14 protein-coding genes are annotated in these 18,252 nt (G+C 67.8%); 7 read left to right on the top strand and 7 right to left on the bottom strand.

What is annotated here, in order from left to right; translation table 11 throughout:
• Positions 1-49: 49 nt before the first annotated feature.
• Genes ACK4S2_RS08810 through ACK4S2_RS08825 form a run of 4 tightly spaced genes read right to left on the bottom strand, consistent with a single transcriptional unit; the run spans position 50 to position 4,199 of the window.
• Positions 50-820, bottom strand: a complete 771-nt coding sequence (locus ACK4S2_RS08810; protein WP_409623098.1) for an IclR family transcriptional regulator — start codon at positions 818-820, stop codon at positions 50-52.
• The gene (locus ACK4S2_RS08815) at positions 817-1,731 is read right to left on the bottom strand and encodes a DMT family transporter (RefSeq protein ID WP_409623101.1); all 915 of its coding nucleotides are present in this window, start codon (positions 1,729-1,731) and stop codon (positions 817-819) included. The genes ACK4S2_RS08810 and ACK4S2_RS08815 overlap by 4 nt, the downstream gene beginning before the upstream one ends.
• Positions 1,724-3,433 carry an FAD-dependent oxidoreductase gene (locus ACK4S2_RS08820; protein ID WP_409623104.1) on the bottom strand — a complete coding sequence of 570 codons (1,710 nt, stop codon included), beginning with the start codon at positions 3,431-3,433 and terminating at the stop codon, positions 1,724-1,726. Before ACK4S2_RS08820 ends, ACK4S2_RS08815 begins: the two co-directional genes overlap by 8 nt.
• Positions 3,434-3,446: 13 nt before the next feature.
• The gene (locus ACK4S2_RS08825; protein WP_409623106.1) at positions 3,447-4,199 is read right to left on the bottom strand and encodes an SDR family NAD(P)-dependent oxidoreductase; all 753 of its coding nucleotides are present in this window, start codon (positions 4,197-4,199) and stop codon (positions 3,447-3,449) included.
• A 140-nt stretch (positions 4,200-4,339) separates the two neighbouring features.
• Here ACK4S2_RS08825 and ACK4S2_RS08830 point away from each other — a divergent pair, with 140 nt between their 5' ends.
• The 3 genes from ACK4S2_RS08830 to ACK4S2_RS08840 are packed head-to-tail and all read left to right on the top strand — an operon-like array spanning position 4,340 to position 7,321.
• Entirely contained in the window at positions 4,340-5,380 is a 1,041-nt protein-coding gene (locus ACK4S2_RS08830; protein WP_409623110.1) for a TRAP transporter substrate-binding protein, read from the top strand.
• Between the two features lie 58 nt (positions 5,381-5,438).
• Positions 5,439-5,990 carry a TRAP transporter small permease subunit gene (locus ACK4S2_RS08835; RefSeq protein ID WP_409623113.1) on the top strand — a complete coding sequence of 184 codons (552 nt, stop codon included), beginning with the start codon at positions 5,439-5,441 and terminating at the stop codon, positions 5,988-5,990.
• The gene (locus ACK4S2_RS08840) at positions 5,987-7,321 is read left to right on the top strand and encodes a TRAP transporter large permease subunit (protein WP_409623116.1); all 1,335 of its coding nucleotides are present in this window, start codon (positions 5,987-5,989) and stop codon (positions 7,319-7,321) included. Before ACK4S2_RS08835 ends, ACK4S2_RS08840 begins: the two co-directional genes overlap by 4 nt.
• Here the strand turns inward: ACK4S2_RS08840 and ACK4S2_RS08845 are convergent.
• On the bottom strand, positions 7,318-9,201 hold the full coding sequence (locus ACK4S2_RS08845; protein WP_409623119.1) for a heavy metal translocating P-type ATPase: 1,884 nt from the start codon (positions 9,199-9,201) through the stop codon (positions 7,318-7,320). The two genes, ACK4S2_RS08840 and ACK4S2_RS08845, sit on opposite strands and share 4 nt — an antisense overlap.
• Positions 9,202-9,340: 139 nt before the next feature.
• Here ACK4S2_RS08845 and ACK4S2_RS08850 point away from each other — a divergent pair, with 139 nt between their 5' ends.
• Complete coding sequence (locus ACK4S2_RS08850; protein WP_409623122.1) at positions 9,341-9,535, top strand: zinc-finger domain-containing protein; 195 nt, start codon at positions 9,341-9,343, stop codon at positions 9,533-9,535.
• A 6-nt stretch (positions 9,536-9,541) separates the two neighbouring features.
• On the opposite strand, the gene ACK4S2_RS08855 is transcribed toward ACK4S2_RS08850, so the two are convergent.
• Complete coding sequence (locus tag ACK4S2_RS08855) at positions 9,542-10,501, bottom strand: Gfo/Idh/MocA family protein (RefSeq protein WP_409623124.1); 960 nt, start codon at positions 10,499-10,501, stop codon at positions 9,542-9,544.
• A gap of 71 nt (positions 10,502-10,572) precedes the next feature.
• A complete protein-coding gene (locus ACK4S2_RS08860) occupies positions 10,573-13,992 on the bottom strand; it encodes an indolepyruvate ferredoxin oxidoreductase family protein (protein ID WP_409623127.1) in 3,420 nt (1,139 codons plus the stop codon).
• Positions 13,993-14,151: 159 nt separating this feature from the next.
• Between ACK4S2_RS08860 and ACK4S2_RS08865 the strand changes: the two genes are divergently transcribed.
• The 3 genes from ACK4S2_RS08865 (at position 14,152) to ACK4S2_RS08875 (ending at position 18,101) form a co-directional block, all read left to right on the top strand.
• Positions 14,152-15,045, top strand: coding sequence for a LysR family transcriptional regulator (locus tag ACK4S2_RS08865; RefSeq protein ID WP_409623130.1), 894 nt, complete (start codon positions 14,152-14,154; stop codon positions 15,043-15,045).
• 423 nt (positions 15,046-15,468) lie between these two features.
• Positions 15,469-17,634: a phosphoribosylformylglycinamidine synthase subunit PurL gene (gene purL / locus ACK4S2_RS08870; protein ID WP_409623132.1), complete on the top strand. Its 2,166-nt coding sequence runs from the start codon at positions 15,469-15,471 to the stop codon at positions 17,632-17,634.
• Positions 17,631-18,101 (top strand): aminoacyl-tRNA deacylase, encoded by a 471-nt coding sequence (locus ACK4S2_RS08875; protein ID WP_409623135.1) that lies wholly within the window; start codon positions 17,631-17,633, stop codon positions 18,099-18,101. The genes purL and ACK4S2_RS08875 overlap by 4 nt, the downstream gene beginning before the upstream one ends.
• The last annotated feature ends 151 nt before the right edge of the window (positions 18,102-18,252 follow it).

Raw genomic sequence — 18,252 nt, forward strand, 5'->3', positions numbered from 1 at the left:
CTCCGTCGGACGCCCCATAGGGGCCCAGCCCCACCGCTTTGGCAAGGGCTCAGAGCGCGCCGGCCAGGTGCCCCAGGTCGGCCGAAAGCTGTGCGGTGAAGGCGCGGGTGGCCCGGACCGTCGGGCCCTCGGGCGACAGGTCGATCTGCGGGGTCGGCCCGATGACGGTCACGGCCAGCTGCATGGCCCCGGTATGGTCGAAGACCGGCGCGGCCACCGCCGACACGCCGGGAATCGGCAAATCCAGCGTGGTTTCGAAACCGGCCTCGGCCACGCGGGCCACCTCGGCCCAGTAGGCCGCTTGCCGGTCGGGGTCGGGCAGTTCCTGCGCCACCAGGGGCTGCACGGTGGCCCGCGGCATAAAGGCCGCGAACAACCGCCCGGTGGCCGTGCCGGTCACGGTGAACATGCCGCCCACGCGCACGTTGGCGTGAATGCGCGTCGGGCTATCGTGGACAAAGACGATCACCGGCCCGTGCAGCCCCCAGACCGAAACCGCCACCATCAGCTGCACCTCGTCGGCCAGCGCAGGCAAGCGGCGCATCGTCTCGCGCCAGGCATCCTGCGCGCGCAACCGCACCAGGCCCAGTTCCAGCGCAAAGGGGCCAAGCGCGTAAAGCCCGGTTTCCGTCTGCTCGACCATGCGGATGGTGCGCAGGCTGACCAGATAGGGGTGCAGCTGCGACGGCACGACCCCCACCGCCTCGGCCAGGTCGCGCAGCTTCACCGGCTGGCCGGCCCGCGCCAGTTCGCGCAGGATCGCCCCACCCGTTTCCAGCGACTGCACGCCGCGCTGCGGCTTGGGTCTGGTCTGGTTCATGTCGCGCCTCCCGCCGCCGAGGTAGCGCCGCCGCTCCGCGCCGGCAAGGCCATCGACAGGATCAGCCCGGCCGACGCCAGCGCCACCCCGGCCCATTGCAGCGCGTTGGGCACCAGCCCGGTCAACGGCATCGCCATCAGCACCGCGGCAGGCGGCAGCAGCGCGTTGTAGACCGCCCCCCGCCCCGCGCCCAAGATGGCGACCGCCGCGGCATAGGTCACCGGCGCCAGGCAACCGCCCACGATTCCTTGTGCCATCACCTGATGCACCCAGGCCTCGGCCGGCAGGTCGGGCACCCCCCAGACCAGCCACCAGACCGGCACGAAGGCCAGCGCGGAATACAGCGTGATGCAGGACGTGACCTCCACCGCCGGAAGCCGCCAGCGCCCCAGCAACCAGCTGTAGCTGCCCCACAACGACCCCGAGGCGACAAAGCACAGATCGCCCAGCACCGCCTGCCAGCCGCTGGCCTTGGTTTCGTCGGCCCGATCGGCGCCGATGGCCAGCAACCCGGCCAGCAGCAGCATAAGGCCCGCCACCCGCAGGGGCGACAGCCGCTGCCCATCCACCGCGTGCACCAGCCCCAGCGCCACCAGCACCGTGCCCCCCGGCCCGACCACAACCGCATGGCTCAGCGGTGCCAGCTGGAAGCCGATGTTGAACAACAGCGAAAACGAGGGCCCCACCATCAGCGCCAGCAGGAGCACCCGCCGCTGCGCCAACCGCCAGCCGCGCCACAGGAAGAAGGGTAACAGCAGCACCGCCGCAACGCCAAAGCGCAAGGCCGTCAGATCCCAGGGGCGGAACCCTTCGGCGCGGGCCAGTTCGGTGCCGATGTTGAAATAGGCCCAGCCGGTCGTGGCAAGCAGACCCAGCGCCACACCGAACACGCGCCTTGTGCCCTCAGTCATTCCCGCCCGCCATGTGGCGCGCCGCGATCCAGCCAAAGGTGATCGCCGGGCCAAGCGTGATGCCCCCGCCGGGGTAGTTTCCGCCCATGATGCTTGCCGCGTCGTTGCCCGCCGCATACAGCCCTGCCACGGGCCGCCCGGCTTCGTCCAGCACCTGCGCGTTGGCGTTCGTCTTCAACCCGGCGAATGTGCCCAGATCGCCCACATGCAGGCGCACCGCATAAAAGGGTGCGGCCGTCAGCGGGGCGATGCAGGGGTTGGGCTTGTGGTCGGGGTCGCCGAGCGAACGGTTGTAACTGGTCGAACCCTTGCCGAAAGCGGGATCCTCGCCGCGGGCGGCATGGCGGTTGAATTCGGCCACCGTCGATTCGAGCGCGGCGGGGTCGGCCCCGATCTGGCGCGCCAGATCGGCCAGCGTGCGCCCGCGGATCAGGTAGCCATCCTCGATGAGATGCCGGTAGGGCACCGGCGCCGGCTTGGCAAAGCCGAGGCCATATTTGCGAAACGCCCGATGGTCGGCCACGAACCAGGCCGCCAGTTCGGCATCGGGGCCGCCTTCCTCGCGGCAGCGCGCCACCATCGCCTGGCAGAAGTCGTGATAGCTTTGCGCCTCGTTCACAAAGCGCCGGCCCGACCGGGTCACCGCGATGATGCCCGGCTTCGAACGATCGACGAAGTGCGGAAACGTTCCCAGCGTGCCGTCGCGCCGCCGCGGGCGCGAAATGGGCACCCAGGCAGCGGCATGCGGCAGCGTGGTGTCCACCGCCGCGCCCACCGCCTCGCCCAGACGCAGCCCGTCGCCGGTGTTGCCGGGCGGCGCCGGCGAGACGTGTTCGTGCCCGGAGGGCGCATGCGGCATCAGCTCGGCCCGCCGGAGCGCGTCTTGCGGGAAGCCGCCTGCGGCCAGAACCACGCCCTTGCGCGCCGTCACCTGCACCTCGCCGGTGCGGGTATGCAGGATCGCGCCGGTGACGCGGCCGTCATCCTCGCGCAGCAGGCGCTTGACCGGGGCTTCGGTCCAGACCTCGACCCCCTTGTCGAAGGCCGATTTCGCCAGCCGGCCGACCAGCGCGTTGCCGTTGGTCAACCGCATCGGCCGGCCGAAAAACGCCATGTCGCGCAGGAACTTGGCGAACAGCTTGCCCACGAAGAACGCCGAAACGACCGAGCGGGTGACGTTGAAGAAGTGCAGCAGTTCCTTGCCCGAGCCGATCATCATTCCCAGCACGGTGATTTCGGCCAGCGGCGGGCGAAGGCGGCGGATTTCGGGGCCAAGCTCGCGCCCGTCGAAGGGGCGCGCCACGATGGAGCGCCCGCCATCCATGCCGCCCGGCGCGTCGGGGTGGTAGTCGGCAAAGGTCGGCCCCAGGTCGAACTGCAAGGCGGTGTTCTGTTCGAAGAACTCCACTGCCCGCGGCCCGGCATCGAGAAACGCCTCGACCCTTTCGGCATCGAAATGGGCGCCGGCCTCGTGCATCAGGTAGGTGCGGGCCTTGTCCTTGCTGTCCTGCACGCCGGCGCGCACAGCCGGGCCGTTGCAGGGTATCCACATCCAGCCGCCGGACCGCGCGGTGGTGCCGCCGAACACGGGTTCCTTTTCCGCCACCAGTACCGACAGGTGCCGGTGCGCCGCGGCAACCGCGGTTGCCAGCCCGCCGGCACCCGACCCCACGACCAGAACGTCGACTTCATGCTGCCGCATCGCGCAATCTCCTTCAGGCCGTCAGGTAACCGCCGTCGACCGGGACAAGCGCGCCGGTGACATAGCTCGACATCGTGGAACACAGGAACAGCACCGGCCCGACCAGTTCTTCGGGCCGCCCGGTGCGCCGCATCGGGGTATGCGCCATGAACCGGCCGATGGAGTCGGGGTTGGCGCGGGTGGCCTCGGTCATCGGGGTGTCGATCACCCCGGGGGCGATCGCGTTCACGCGGATGCCGTCGGCCGCCAGTTCATGCGCCAGCGCCCGCGTCAGTTGCAGCACCGCCCCCTTCGACGCCGCATAGGCCGACAGCGCCGGCCCGGTGGACAGCGACATGATGGAACACAGGTTCACCACCCGTCCGCCCGTGCCGCGCAACTGCGGCAGGAAGGCACGCGTCACGCGCATCGGCCCGGCGGCGTTCACAGCCATGACCGCGGTCCAGTCCGCCTCGAACCCCGGATCGTCGGCAGGGGTGCGGCGGATGATGCCGGCGTTGTTCACCAGGATCGCCGCCGGGCCAAGACCCGTTTCGACAGCCGCGGCAAAGGCCGTCACCGAACCCGGATCGGTCACGTCCAGCCCGAAACCCATGGCGCGCCCGTCTGCGGAACGGATTTCGGCCGCCACGGCAGCGGCACCATCGACGTTCACATCGCCCACCGCAACGGCCGCCCCGGCAGCGGCCAGCCCCAGCGCGATGGCCCGCCCGTTGCCCTGCGCGCCGCCGGTGACGACAGCGACCTGCCCTGCGATCCCGTCCATGCGTTCCTCCTTCGACGCCAATTTGCTTGTTGCAAATTAGTTTGACTATAACTAATCTTTTCGGCATGCCAAGCCCCCAACGCCTGGCAGCACGGAAGAACCCGGCCGAACCGGCCGGGGACGGCATCAGGGAGGACGACATGAAGAAAAGCCTTGCGGCGGCCTTGGCGGCTGCCGGCATCCTGGCCGGGGTCACCGCCCCGGCCCAAGCCCAGACCTTCGACCTGCAAAGCGTGTTCGGGCTGAACGTGCCATCCATCGGCCCGAGCCCGAAGCTGTGGGCCGAGCGTGTCAGCCTGATGACCGGCGGCAAGGTCACCATCAACGTCCACGGCGCGGGCGACTTCGTGCCGCCGTTCGAGGTGTTCGGCGCCGTTTCCTCGGGCGCGCTGCAAATGGGCTTCGACTGGATCGGCTATTGGGCCGGGCAGATTCCGGTGGCAAACCTCGTGGGCTCCATGCCCTTCGGCCCCGAACCCGACATCGCGCTGGCCTGGATGTTCAACGGCGGCGGGCTGGAGATCATCCAGAAAGCCTATGACCCGCACGGGGTCGTGGTGCTGCCTTGCCACCTGGTCGGCGCCGAAGCGGGCGGCTGGTTCAACAAGGAAATCAACACGCCCGACGACATCAAGGGCCTGAACATGCGCATCGCCGGCCTGGGCGGCAAGGCGATGGCCAAGCTGGGCGCCAACACCCAGCTGGTGCCGGCCGGCGAAATCTTCGTTTCGCTGGAAACGGGCCGCATCGACGCGGCCGAATTCTCGGCACCGCAACTGGACGTGGGCCTGGGCCTGCAACGGGTGACCAAGTATTACTACTTCCCCGGCTGGCACCAGCCCTCCAGCTGGGACAGCATCATCATCAACAAGGCCGTCTGGGATGGTCTGGGCGAACAGACGCAGGCGATCATGAAAGAGGCGTGCCACGCCAACATCGCCTACAACCTGCGCGATCAGGTGAACGCCCAGGCTGCCGCCATCAAGACTATCCGCGAAGCCGGGGTCGAGGTGCGCCGCTTCCCCGACGAGGTGCTGGCCGCGTTGAAGACCGCATCCGACGAGGTTCTGGCCGAAGAGGCGACCAAGGATCCGATCTTTGCCGAAGCCCTTGCCAGCCTGCGCGCCTATATGGACGGTGTCGGCGAATGGGCGCGCCTGCAGGCGCTGCCGCGCGACTGATGCTTTGGGGTGCGGCCCCGGCCCGGGGCCGCACCCACAAGTCCGGGGGGATGCACCGATGACACGCCTGGCCGAACGGCTGCTGGACCTGATGTGCCTGCCCGCCCGATGGGCCGGCTGGCTGATGCTGCCGTTGATCCTGTCGGTGCTGGTTGCCGTGGCCGGCGCGCAACTGGGGCAGAACGCCATTGCCCGCTGGCAGGCCGACCTGCCCTTGCTGGGCAACGGGATCACCATGAACAGCCTGGTCGATTTCCAGTGGCATGTCTTTGCGGCGATGGTGCTGTTCGGCGGCATCCTGGCCTATCGCCGCGACCGTCACGTTGCGGTCGAGACGTTAGCCGCCAACCTGCCGCCGAGGGTGCGGCTGGCGCTGATGGTGTTCGGCGATCTTGTGTTTCTCGTGCCGTTCTGCGCCATCATCGCCTGGTATGGCTGGTCTTACGCACTGGTCGCCTGGACAACCGGCGAAGGCTCGACCCAAGGCGGCCTGACCGATCGCTGGATCATCAAGGGCGCGATGCCGGTGGCGTTCGGCCTGTTGGCCCTGGCCGGGCTGGTGCGCGGGCTGATGCGGGTGGCGGAACTGATCCGGGGGCCGCAGGCATGACCGAACATCTCTGGCCGATCCTGATGCTGCTGGCGCTGATGGGCGGCATCTTTTCAGGCTATCCGGTGGCCTTCGTCCTGGCCGGGGTGGGCATCCTTTTTGCCTTCCTGACCGGGATTCCCATCCTGTTCCTGTCGCTTGGGGTGGGGCGCATCTTTTCGGGCGTGCTGGCCAACTGGCTGCTGGTCGCCATTCCGCTGTTCGTGTTCATGGGTCTGATGCTGGAACGATCCGGCATTGCGGAACGCCTGTTGCGGTCGCTGGCGGCGGTGTTTCGCGGCCTGCCGGGGGGCTATGCCTTTGCCGTGGCCATCATCGGGGTGGTGATGGCGGCCTCGACCGGCATCATCGGCGCCTCGGTGGTGCTGATGGGCATGATGGCGCTGCCGGCCATGCGGGAAAACCGCTATGACCTGCGGCTTTCGGCGGGGCTCATTGCCTCCAGCGGCACGCTGGGCATCCTCATTCCGCCGTCGATCATGCTGATCGTGCTGGGCGACCAGTTGCGGCTTTCGGTCGGCGACCTGTTCATGGGCGCGGTGGTGCCGGGGCTGCTGCTGGGGGCGCTGTATCTGGGCTACCTGATTGCCGTGGCCATCCTGGCACCGCACCGGATGCCGCCGGCCGCCCGGGCCGAGCCCGTGCCCCTGGGCGCCACGCTGCTGGCGCTTGGGCGCGACCTGCTGGTGCCGATGCTGCTGATCCTGTCGGTGCTGGGCACCATCGTGGCGGGCATCGCCACCCCGACCGAAAGCGCCGCGATCGGCGCGGCAGGGGCGCTGCTGCTGGCGCTGGCGTCGCGCACGCTCAGCCTGCGGACGCTGCGCGACGCGCTGGACGATACGACCTCGACCACGGCGATGATCGTCTTCGTGATGATCGGGGCCAGCATCTTTTCGGTGGTGTTCAAGCGGATCGGCGGCGATGCGATGCTGGCCGCGCTGTTCCTGGACGATGGCGCGAACCCCTGGGGGGTCATGCTGACCATCATGCTGCTGATCTTCGTGCTCGGCTTCTTTCTGGAATGGGTGGAAATCACCCTGGTGGTGGTGCCGATCGTCGCCCCGATCCTGTCGCATCTGGATTTCGGGATGCCGTCCGAACATGTGCTGATCTGGTTTGCCATCGCCCTTGCGGTGAACCTGCAGACCAGTTTCCTCACCCCACCCTTCGGCTACGCCCTGTTCTACCTGCGCGGCATCGCACCCGACCTGCCCATCGCCACCATCTACCGCGGCGTCATTCCCTTCGTGCTGCTGCAGATCACCGCACTGGCGCTGGTGCTGGCCTTCCCCGGGCTGGTGCTGGACCTGCCGCTCGCGTTGCGCTAGCCGGGCTTGCCCGGCCGGCGGATCGGGTCGGCCAGCAGGCGCAGGCCGTTCAGAACGACCAGAACGGTGCCGCCTTCGTGCCCGATCACCGCCAGCGGCAAGGGCAAGTCCCAGAACAGCGCGCCCATGACCAGCAGCGCCATCGCGCCCAGCGCAAAGGCAAGGTTCTGCCGGATGATCGCCGCCGTGCGGCGCGCCAGCCGATGCGCTTCGGCCAGGCGGGTCATGTCGTCGGACATCAGCACGACACCCGCCGCCTGCAAAGCCACCTCCGACCCCGCCGCCCCCATCGCCACGCCGACATCGGCCCGGGCCAGCGCCGCCGCATCGTTCACGCCATCGCCGACATAGGCCACCGGCCCCTTTTCGGCCAGGCCGGCAATCAGCCGGACCTTGTCGCCTGGCAGCAGGTCGGCATGCACCTCGTCCTCGCGCAGGCCCAGCTCCCCGGCGATGCGCAGCGCAACCGGGCGGCGGTCGCCGGTCATCATCGCCAGCTCCGCCAGCCCGCCGGCGCGCAAGGCTGCCAGCCCCGGCGCCGAACTGCCGCGCGGCAGATCGGCCACCGCCGCCGCACCCAGCACCTGCGCGCCGCGCCCCATCCAGACGACGGTTTCCGACGCCTCGTCGAAACCCGCAAGCTCCGCCGCATCGCCGTCGGCCGCCATGCGGGCCAGCATCCGGCGGTTCCCGGCCCAAAGCCCGCCATCCGCAGTCAGGCCTTCGCTCGGGTGGGCCACGACGCCCGTCACCGGCACCGGCGCAATTCCCCTGGCCGCCGCCTCGTCGCGGATCGCCCCGGCGATAGGGTGTTCGGCGTGCGCCTCGATCCCTGCCAGCAGGGCCAGGAAACCCTTCTCGTCCCTGTCGGGCACCATCACGCGGCGCACCTCGGCCTTGCCGGTGGTCAGCGTGCCGGTCTTGTCAAAGGCAAAGGCCCGGACCGAGGCCAGGGTTTCCAGCGCCGCGCCGCCCTTGAACAACACCCCGCCGCGTGCGGCTGCCGACAGCGCCGAAAGGATCGCCGCGGGAACCGAGATCACCACCGCGCAAGGGCTGGCGGCGACCAGCAGCGTTGCCGCCTTGTAAAGCGCGGCCCGGGCGTCGAACCCCAACCAGAGGAAAACCCCGAAGGCCAGCACCGAACCCGCCAGCACCGCCACCGTGTAACGCTGGCCGAACCAGTCGCTGAACTGTTCGGACGGGGCGCGGGCGGCCTGCGCCTCGGTCACCAGGCGGATCATTTGCGCCACCGTGCTGTCGGCCACGCTGCGGATCACCTCGACCTCCAGCACGGCATTCAGGTTGACCGTCGCCTCGTGCACCAGCGCCCCCGGGCCCTTGCTGACCGGCATGGATTCGCCGGTGATCGTGGATTCATCCATCGACCCCGCGCCCAGAACGACCCGCCCATCCACCGGCACGCGCGCCCCGGGCCGCAAGACGACCACATCGCCCGGCCGCAGATCGGCAGTGGCCACCTCCTCGACCGCCTCGCCGTTGCGGCGCAGCGCCCGGTCGGGCCGAAGCTGCATCAAGGCCTCGACCGCCCGCCGGGCCTTGCCCATCGCGCGATGCTCCAGCGTGCCCGACAGGCTGAACAGGGCCAGCAACACAGCGCCTTCCAGGGGCGCCCCCACCGCGGCCGCCGCCAGCGCCGCCACCACCATCAGCAGGTCGATGTCCAGCACCCGCTCGTGCACCAGCGCCCCAAGCGCCGACAGCCCGGCCGGAACGCCCCCCGCCAGGTAAGCCAGCCCGAAGGCAGCAAGGGCGATCATCGGCGCAGCACCCGAAAACTGTGCCGCCATGCCCGCCAGCGTCGCCAGCACGGTGATGCCGGTCAGGAACAGGTCGATCCGGTCTCGGGAAAGCTGCATCTCGGGCACTCTCGTCGGTTCATCGCTCGGGGCAGCATGCACATGCCGGGCACGGCGCCGCAAGCCGCCATCATGCCGCCTTGTCCTGCCGGCGTCTTTGGCTAGAATGCGGACGCAGCACTGCCCGAGGATTCACCCGATGACCGAACGCCCCGCCCATAGCGCGCCCGAAACCGAAACCGTCAGCCGCTGGAAGGTGGCCTGCGACGGTGGCGAAGGCGCGCTGGGCCATCCGCGGGTCTGGCTGGTCATCCCCGAGGAAAGCGGCTGGATCGACTGCCCCTACTGCGACAAGCGCTATGTGCATGAAAGCGCCAGCGGCAAAGCCGCCTGAGGCCGCTCAACCCGCTGCCAGCATCGCGTCGATCGCCGCCTGATTGCCGCGGGAAAACTCCAGCGGACAAGCGAATGCTGCCTCCCCCCGCGCTGCACGGCCGAAGTTCTCGATCATCAGCCGGTACTGGTCCACCTCGGGGAACCGCTCGACCAGCACAGATCCATCGGCCCGGTGCACCACGATCTGCGCCTCGCCCATCTGTGGCGGGTTGAAGGGCGCGGCCATGCGGATCCACCCCTCGCTGCCGTGAAACACCATGTCCTGCCGGCGTTGCAACCGCATGCCGCAGTGCATCGAAAAGGTGAAACCGGGAAAATCCGCCCAGACCCGGGCAAAGACGTCCACCCCGTTTTCCCGCCGGATGTCGGCGCGGATGGCACCCGGTTCGGCCCCCGTCGCAAAGCGCGCCGTCACCAGCGGATAGACCCCGATATCGCGCAGGCCCCCGCCGCCGGTTTCCGGCCGGTTGCGGATGTTGCCCATGTCGGTGTTGCGATAGGTGAACATCCCCTCCACATGCCCCAGCTCGCCGATCGCGCCCTCGGCCAACAGCACCCTCAGCCGCGCCCATTGCGGATGATGGCAGACCATGAAGGCCTCGGCCGCCAGTCGCTCGCTGGCATCGCGCGCCGCGATCAGTTGGTCGATCTCGTCTGCCTGCATCGCCAGCGGCTTTTCGCACAGCACATGCTTTCCCGCCGCCAGCGCACGCAAGGTCCACTCCACATGCATGTGGTTCGGCAAGGGAATATAGACGGCATCCACCCCCGGATCGGCCAGCAACGCCTCATACCCCATCACCCGCAAGCCCGGCGCCACGGCGGCAAACGGCGCCGCCTTGCCTGCATCCCCGGTTGCCAAAGCCACCAGTTCCGCCCCTTCGGCCGCCTGAATCGCCGGCAACAGCGCCGTCCGCGCAATCTTCGCCGCCCCGAGTATGCCCCAGCGCATCATTTCCCCCATTTTCTGTCCGAAAATATCCCGGGGGTCCGGGGGCAGCGCCCCCGGGGCGTCCCCCGAACGGCACGTTACCGCTATCGCGCCGCCAGCGCCACCTTCGGTTGGGGCGTGCCGCCCGCGCGGAAGGCAGCCAGCAACTCGGCGCGCCGGGCGGCGGCCTTTTTCGCATTTGCTTCCTTTACCGGGCCGAAGCCGCGGATGGTCAAGGGCAGCTCTGCCAGTTCCCGCGCCACGGCCATGCGTTCGGGTGTCAGCCCGGCCAGAACCTCGGCCATGTCGGCTTCGTATTCCGCGATCAGCGCGCGTTCCATCCGCCGCTCCGCGGTGCGCCCGAACAGGTCCAGCGCCCCGCCGCGCAAACCCTTCATCGCGGCCAGCACCCTGAACACCGGCACCACCCAGGCCCCGAAGGTGATCTTCTTCGGCCGCCCATCCGGCCCCGGGCGGCTGAGCAAGGGCGGGGCCAGATGGAACGAAGGGCGGAAGGCACCGTCGAACTCGGCCCGCGCCTTCTCCATCGTTTCCAGATGCAGGCGCGCGACCTCGTATTCGTCCTTGTAGGCCAGCAGCTTGTGATAGCCCTTCGCCACCGCCAGCTTCAGCCCGGGGTCTTCCACCCGGTCCACCAGCGCCAGATAGCGGCGCGCCAGCGCATCGTCCTGATAGGCGCGCAGATGATCGGCGCGGAAGGCCACCGGATCCACCGTCGGCGCATCCTCGGGCGCCAGCAAGGCTGCCGCCTGTTCGGGGTGCAGCACCGCCCAGCGGCCGATCTCGAAGGCGCGCAGGTTCGCCTCCACCCCGGCGCCGTTCAGCTCCACCGCCTTGCGGATCGCCGCCAGCGACAAGGGCACAAGGCCGCGCTGCCAGGCTGCACCGAACACCATCATGTTGGAATAGATCGAATCCCCCAGCGCCACGCGCGCCAGCGCCGACGCATCGAACAGCGCCAGCCGGTCGCCCAACCGGCGCTGCAACGACAGTTCCAGCTGATCCGAGGGCAGGCGGAAATCCGGCTTGCGGGTGAAATCCCCGGTGACGATCTCGTGGCTGTTGACCACCGCGCCGGTGCGCCCCGTGGTCATCAGCCCCAGCGTTTTCGCCCCTGCCGTCACCACCAGATCGCCGCCGATCACGCAATCGGCCTCGCCCACGGCAACGCGGATGGCCGAGATATCGGCCGGGCTGTTCGCCAGGCGACAGTGGATATGGACCGCCCCGCCCTTTTGCGCCAACCCGGCCATTTCCATCATGCCGGCCCCCTTGCCATCGACATGGGCCGCCATCGCCAGGATCGCGCCCACCGTGACAACCCCGGTGCCGCCCACGCCCGTAACCACCACGTTCCACGTGCCGTCGATCGCGGGCAAGGTCGGCTCCGGCAGGTCGGGCAGGTCCAGCGCGCGGGTGGCGGCCTTTTTCACTCTTGCCCCTTCCAGGGTGACAAAGCTGGGGCAGAACCCCTTGAGGCAGCTGAAATCCTTGTTGCAGCTCGACTGGTCGATGGCGCGCTTGCGGCCCAGTTCGGTTTCCACCGGCACCAGCGACACGCAGTTCGACTGCACGCCGCAATCGCCGCAGCCTTCGCAGACATCGGTGTTGATGAACACGCGCCTGTCCGGGTCGGGGAATTGCCCACGCTTGCGGCGACGGCGCTTTTCGGCGGCGCAGGTCTGGATATAGACCATGGCCGTCACCCCCGGGATTTTCGCCAACCTTTCCTGCATCGGCATCAGGTCGTCGCGCTCGGCCTTCAGGATGTCGCCAGGGAAGGCGGCCCAGTTGATGCGCTCCTTGGGGTCGTAGACAACGGCCACCTTCTTGACCCCCATCGCCTGCAATTCACGCACGATCTGCTGCGGGGTCAGCCCGCCTTCATTCGGTTGCCCGCCGGTCATGGCGACGGCATCGTTGAACAGGATCTTGTAGGTGATGTTGGTGCCCGCCGCGACGGCCGCCCGGATCGCCAGCGAACCGGAATGGTTGTAGGTGCCGTCGCCGAGGTTCTGGAACACGTGCGGGCGGCTGGAAAACGGCGCCTCGCCCACCCAGTTCGCACCTTCGCCACCCATCTGGGTAAAGCCCACGGTGCTGCGGTCCATCCACTGCACCATGTAATGGCAGCCGATCCCGGCATAGGCCCGGGCGCCTTCGGGCACCTTGGTCGAGGTGTTGTGCGGGCAGCCCGAGCAGAAATAGGGGATGCGCGCCGCCAGATCCTTGGCGTTGTCGGCCCGGCGCGCCTCGGCCAGGCGGGCAAGGCCGGCGCGGATGCGGTCGGTATCGCGCCCTTCCTCGATCAGGATGCCGCCCAGCTTTTCGGCAATCAGGATCGGGTCCAGCGCATAGCGCGTCGGAAAAATCTCGACCCGGCGGCCGTTTTCCCAACTGTCGCCCTTGTGCCAGCCATAGACGCGCCGGCCGCGCCGGTCGTCGAAGATGGCTTCCTTGACCTGCACTTCGATCAGCTTGCGCTTTTCCTCGACCACCACGATCAGGTCCAGCCCTTCGGCCCAGTCGTGGAAGCCGCGCATGTCCAGCGGAAAGACCTGACCGACCTTGTAGGTGGTGATCCCCAGCCGCTCGGACTCGGCCGCGTCGATGCCCAGGAGCGACAGCGCATGAATCAGGTCCAGCCAGTTCTTGCCCGCCGCCACCAGCCCGATCCTTGCCCCCGGCTTGCCCCAGATGCGCTTGTCCATGCCGTTGGCGCGCGAGAACGCTTCGGCGGCGAAACGCTTGTAGTCGATCATCCGCGCTTCCTGCGCCACCGGCGTATCGACCAGGCGGATGTTCAGGCCCCCTTCGGGCATGGCGAAATCGGGGGTGACGAAGGCCATGCGGTCCGGGCGGCCATCGACCACCGCCGTTGCCTCGATCGTGTCCTTCATGGTCTTGAGGCCGACCCAGACACCGGCAAAGCGGGAAAGCGCCCAACCGTAAAGGCCGTAATCCAGAATCTCCTGCACACCCGCCGGGCTGACCACAGGCATGTAGGCATCGACCATCGCCCAATCCGACTGGTGCAGCGTGGTGGAGCTTTCGCCCGTGTGATCGTCGCCCATCGCCATCAGCACGCCGCCGTGGCGGCTGGTGCCGGCCATGTTGGCGTGGCGCATCACGTCGCCGGAACGGTCCACCCCCGGGCCCTTGCCATACCACAGGCCGAAGACGCCATCGAACTTGCCTTCGCCGCGCAATTCGGCCTGCTGGCTGCCCCATATGGCGGTCGCCGCAAGGTCTTCGTTCAGGCCGGGTTGAAAGATGATGTCGTTGGCGCGCAGCAGCTTGCCAGCACGGGCCATCGTCATGTCCACCGCGCCCAGGGGCGATCCGCGATATCCGGTGCAGTAACCGGCGGTGTTCAACCCCGCGGCACGGTCGCGCGCCTTCTGCATCAGCATCAACCGCACCAGCGCCTGTGTGCCGTTCAGCAACACCGGCGATTTCGCAAGATCGTAGCGGTCGTTCAGCGACACATCCTGCCTGCTCATCGGGCACCTCCCTTGCTGTCCGAGCGTTTGCCGACATTATAGGTCAAAAATGCTGACCTACAAAGCCCAATCTTGGCCACGCTTTGAATTGCAATGGTTACAGTTGGCACATATCTGTCGTTGCGTGGTGACACCGCGATTGTGACACAGAGTATCGGAATGGACTGGGACAAACTCAGAATCTTTCACGCGGTGGCCGATGCCGGCAGCCTGACCCATGCGGGCGAGGCGCTGCACCTGTCGCAGTCGGCGGTCAGCCGACAGATTCGCGCGCTGGAAGAATCGCTGTCCACCACCCTGTTCCACCGTCATGCCCGGGGCCTGATTCTGACCGAACAAGGCGAACTGCTGTTCGATGCCACCAAGGCGATGGTCAAGCGGCTGGATGCCGCCGCCGCCCGCATCCGCGACAGCGAGGATGAGGTTCTGGGCGAATTGCGGGTGACCACCACCACCGGGTTCGGCACCCTGTGGCTGGCCCCGCGCCTAGGCAAGCTTTACACGCAATATCCCGACCTGCGCATCGACCTCATGCTGGAAGAGCGGGTGCTGGATTTGCCCATGCGCGAGGCCGACGTGGCCATCCGCATGAAGGAGCCCAGCCAGGCCGATCTGATTCGCAAGCGGCTTATGAACATCCGCATGCGGCTTTTTGCAACGCCGCAGTATCTGGACGAACGCGGGCGGCCGCAATCGCTGGCAGACCTTTCGCAACACCGGCTGATCTGCCAGCAGACCGGCGCGGCGCAGGTGGCGGCCGGGGCGCGCATCGTGAACGAATTGCTGGCGCAAGAGCCGGCCTCGACGCTGAAGGTCAACAACTACTTCGGCGTGCTGCAAGGCGTGCTCAACCACCTCGGCATCGGCGTACTGCCCGAATACCTGACCCCGGATTTTCCGCATCTGGAACGGGTGCTGCCCGATGTGGAATCGGACGAGGTTCCGGTGTTTCTGGCCTACCCGGAGGAGTTGCGCGCCTCGAAGCGGGTGGGGGCTTTCCGCGACTTCGTGATGGACGAAGTCATCGCCCACAGACGCACTGCGCGAGAGTGATCTTTCTGCAACTGCAAAACCATGCTGCGCCTGCGTATTTTTCAGGCAGATCAGGCAGTTGAATTGATACTCGGCCGCCATGCGCACAACGCATAGCTGCATTGCCGCATGAGCGGGCACATAACGCTTGAACGGCCGAACACCACCCCCTAAATCGTGCGTCGAGGGCAGCGATTGAGTATCTCTCGCTTCCCTTTACCTCCCTGTTGGACTTCGGCCGAGCGAAAGCTCGGCCTTTTTTTTGGCTGCGCCGCATCTGCCTGCCGCAAGGACGATTTTTCCCGGCGAAGACCACAAAAGCGGCAACCGCAAAACCAACCGTATTGTAAAAATTGCGCCTCGGCGTTTCCTGCGGCGGCATTGCCCTTTCCCGGCCGACAGACATGCCCTAACAGGTCGCAAGACACAGGACCGGAGGCCACCATGTCCGAACCCGCGATCACGCCCGAGCTTGTCGCCGCCCACGGGCTGAAGCCCGACGAATGGGAACGCCTGCTGGGGATCATCGGGCGGGAACCGACCTTTACCGAGCTCGGCATCTTTTCGGCGATGTGGAACGAACACTGTTCCTACAAATCGTCGAAACGCTGGTTGCGCACCCTGCCCACCAGCGGGCCGCAGGTGATCTGCGGGCCGGGGGAAAACGCCGGCGTGGTGGATATCGGCGATGGCCAGGCCGTCATCTTCAAGATGGAAAGCCACAACCACCCCAGCTACATCGAACCGCATCAAGGCGCGGCAACCGGCGTGGGCGGCATCCTGCGCGATGTGTTCACCATGGGCGCCCGCCCGATTGCCGCGATGAACGCGCTGAGCTTCGGCCTGCCCAGCCACCCCAAGACCGCACATCTGGTGAAAGGCGTGGTCGAAGGCATCGGCAGCTACGGCAATGCCTTCGGCGTGCCCACCGTGGGCGGCGAGGTGCGGTTTCACCGCAGCTATAACGGCAACTGCCTGGTGAATGCCTTTGCCGCCGGGTTGGCGAACACCGATTCCATCTTCTATTCCGCCGCCTCGGGTGTGGGGATGCCGGTCGTCTATCTGGGCGCCAAGACGGGCCGCGACGGGGTGGGCGGGGCCACGATGGCCAGTGCCGAGTTCGACGACACGATCGAGGAAAAGCGCCCCACCGTGCAGGTGGGCGACCCCTTTACCGAAAAGCGCCTGCTGGAGGCGTGCCTGGAACTGATGGCCTCGGGCGCGGTGATTTCCATTCAGGACATGGGCGCCGCCGGGCTGACCTGTTCGGCGGTGGAAATGGGCGACAAGGGCGGCCTTGGCATCCGGCTGCAACTGGACCATGTGCCCCAGCGCGAACGCGGCATGACCGCTTATGAGATGATGCTGTCCGAAAGCCAGGAGCGGATGCTCATGGTGCTAAAGCCCGAGAAAGAGGCCGAGGCACGGGCGATCTTCGAGAAGTGGGACCTGGATTTCGCCATCGTGGGCGAGACGATCCCCGAGGACCGCTTCCTGATCCTGCACGGCAACGAGATCAAGGCCGACCTGCCGCTGTCGAAACTGTCCTCCAGCGCACCGGAATACGACCGCCCCTGGGTAGAAACCCCGGCGGCCGGTCCGGTGGGCCCGCTGCCCAAGGTGGACCCCATCGAGGCGCTGAAGGGCCTGATCTCCAGCCCGACCTACGCCCACAAGGCCTGGGTCTGGGAACAGTACGACAGCCAGGTGGGCGCCGATACAGTCGTTACGCCGGGCTTGCCTGCGGGCGTTGTCCGGGTGCATGGCACCGGCAAGGCGCTGGCGTTCACCTCTGACGTGACGCCCCGCTATGTCAAGGCCAACCCCTATGAAGGCGGCAAGCAGGCGGTGGCCGAAGCCTATCGCAACCTCACCGCCGTGGGCGCGCGCCCGCTGGCCACCACCGACAACCTGAACTTCGGCAACCCCGAAAAGCCCGAGATCATGGGCCAGTTCGTCGGCGCCATCAAAGGCATCGGCGCGGCGGTGGCGGCGCTGGACATGCCCATCGTGTCGGGCAACGTGTCGCTCTACAACGAAACCGATGGCCAGCCGATCATGCCCACGCCGACCATCGGCGCGGTCGGCATCCTGCAATCGCTGGACGAGCTGATCGCGGGCAAGCCGCAGGGCGGGGATGTCGCGCTGATGATCGGCGCCGCGGCGGGCCACATGGGCCAGTCCGCGCTTCTGGCCGAGGTGTTCGGCCGCGAGGAAGGCGACGCGCCCCCCGTCGATCTGGCGGCCGAGCGGCGCAACGGCGAGTTCCTGCGCGCGAACCGCCGCCTGATCCGCGCCGCCACCGACCTGTCGGATGGCGGGCTGGCGCTGGCGGCCTTCGAGATGGCCGAAGGCGCAGGTATCGGCATCGCGCTGGACGACGGCGCGCTGCCGTGGCTGTTCGGCGAGGATCAGGCCCGTTACCTGGTCGCCTGTTCGGTCGAAAACGCGCGGGCCCTGTTCGACGCGGCCACGGCCGCAGGGGTGCCGATGCAGCCCGTGGGCCGGTTCGGCGGCGACATGGTGCGCCTTGGCGCGTCCGAGGCGCCGATGGCCGACTTGTCCGCCCTGTATCGCGGGGCCTTTGCCGCGGCGCTCGGGCTGGAATGACCGGAACGCCGGCCCTGCGCGCGCTGGCCGCTGCGGGGGTGGCGGTCAGCCTGCACCCCTACGACTACGACCGCGATGCCGAGGCCATCGGCCTTGCGGCCGCACAGGCGCTGGGGCTGGATCCGGGCCTGACGCTCAAGACCCTGATGGTCGAGGTCGATGGCAAACCCGGGTGTTGCGTGCTGCCATCGGACCGCCAGCTGTCGATGAAGAAGGTCGCGGCCGCCTTCGGCGGCAAGCAGGCCGCCATGATGCCGGCCGCAAAGGCCGAAAAGCTGACCGGCTACCGGGTGGGGGGTATTTCGCCCTTCGGGCAAAAGCGCAGCGTGCCCACCCTGTTCGATACCGCCCCCCTCGGCGCCCCCCGGGTGTGGATCAACGCAGGGGCACGCGGGTTGCTGCTGGGCATTGCGCCTGCCGATGCGCTGCGCACGACACAGGCCCGGCCGGCTTCGCTGACCCCCTGAACACGTGGTTGCCGGAACGGCGCGCAGGCGTTTAACAGGCTGCTGAAGAAGTCCACGAGGCGGAACAGTTTTCCCTCTGTTTGGGCGGCAGCGGTGAGCGTCGTGCTGGTCGAGGCGAGGTATGGGTGCCCGATGCCACCCCTCGTCGTCA

This window comes from Gemmobacter sp. (assembly GCF_046292685.1).
Classification (GTDB): domain Bacteria; phylum Pseudomonadota; class Alphaproteobacteria; order Rhodobacterales; family Rhodobacteraceae; genus Wagnerdoeblera.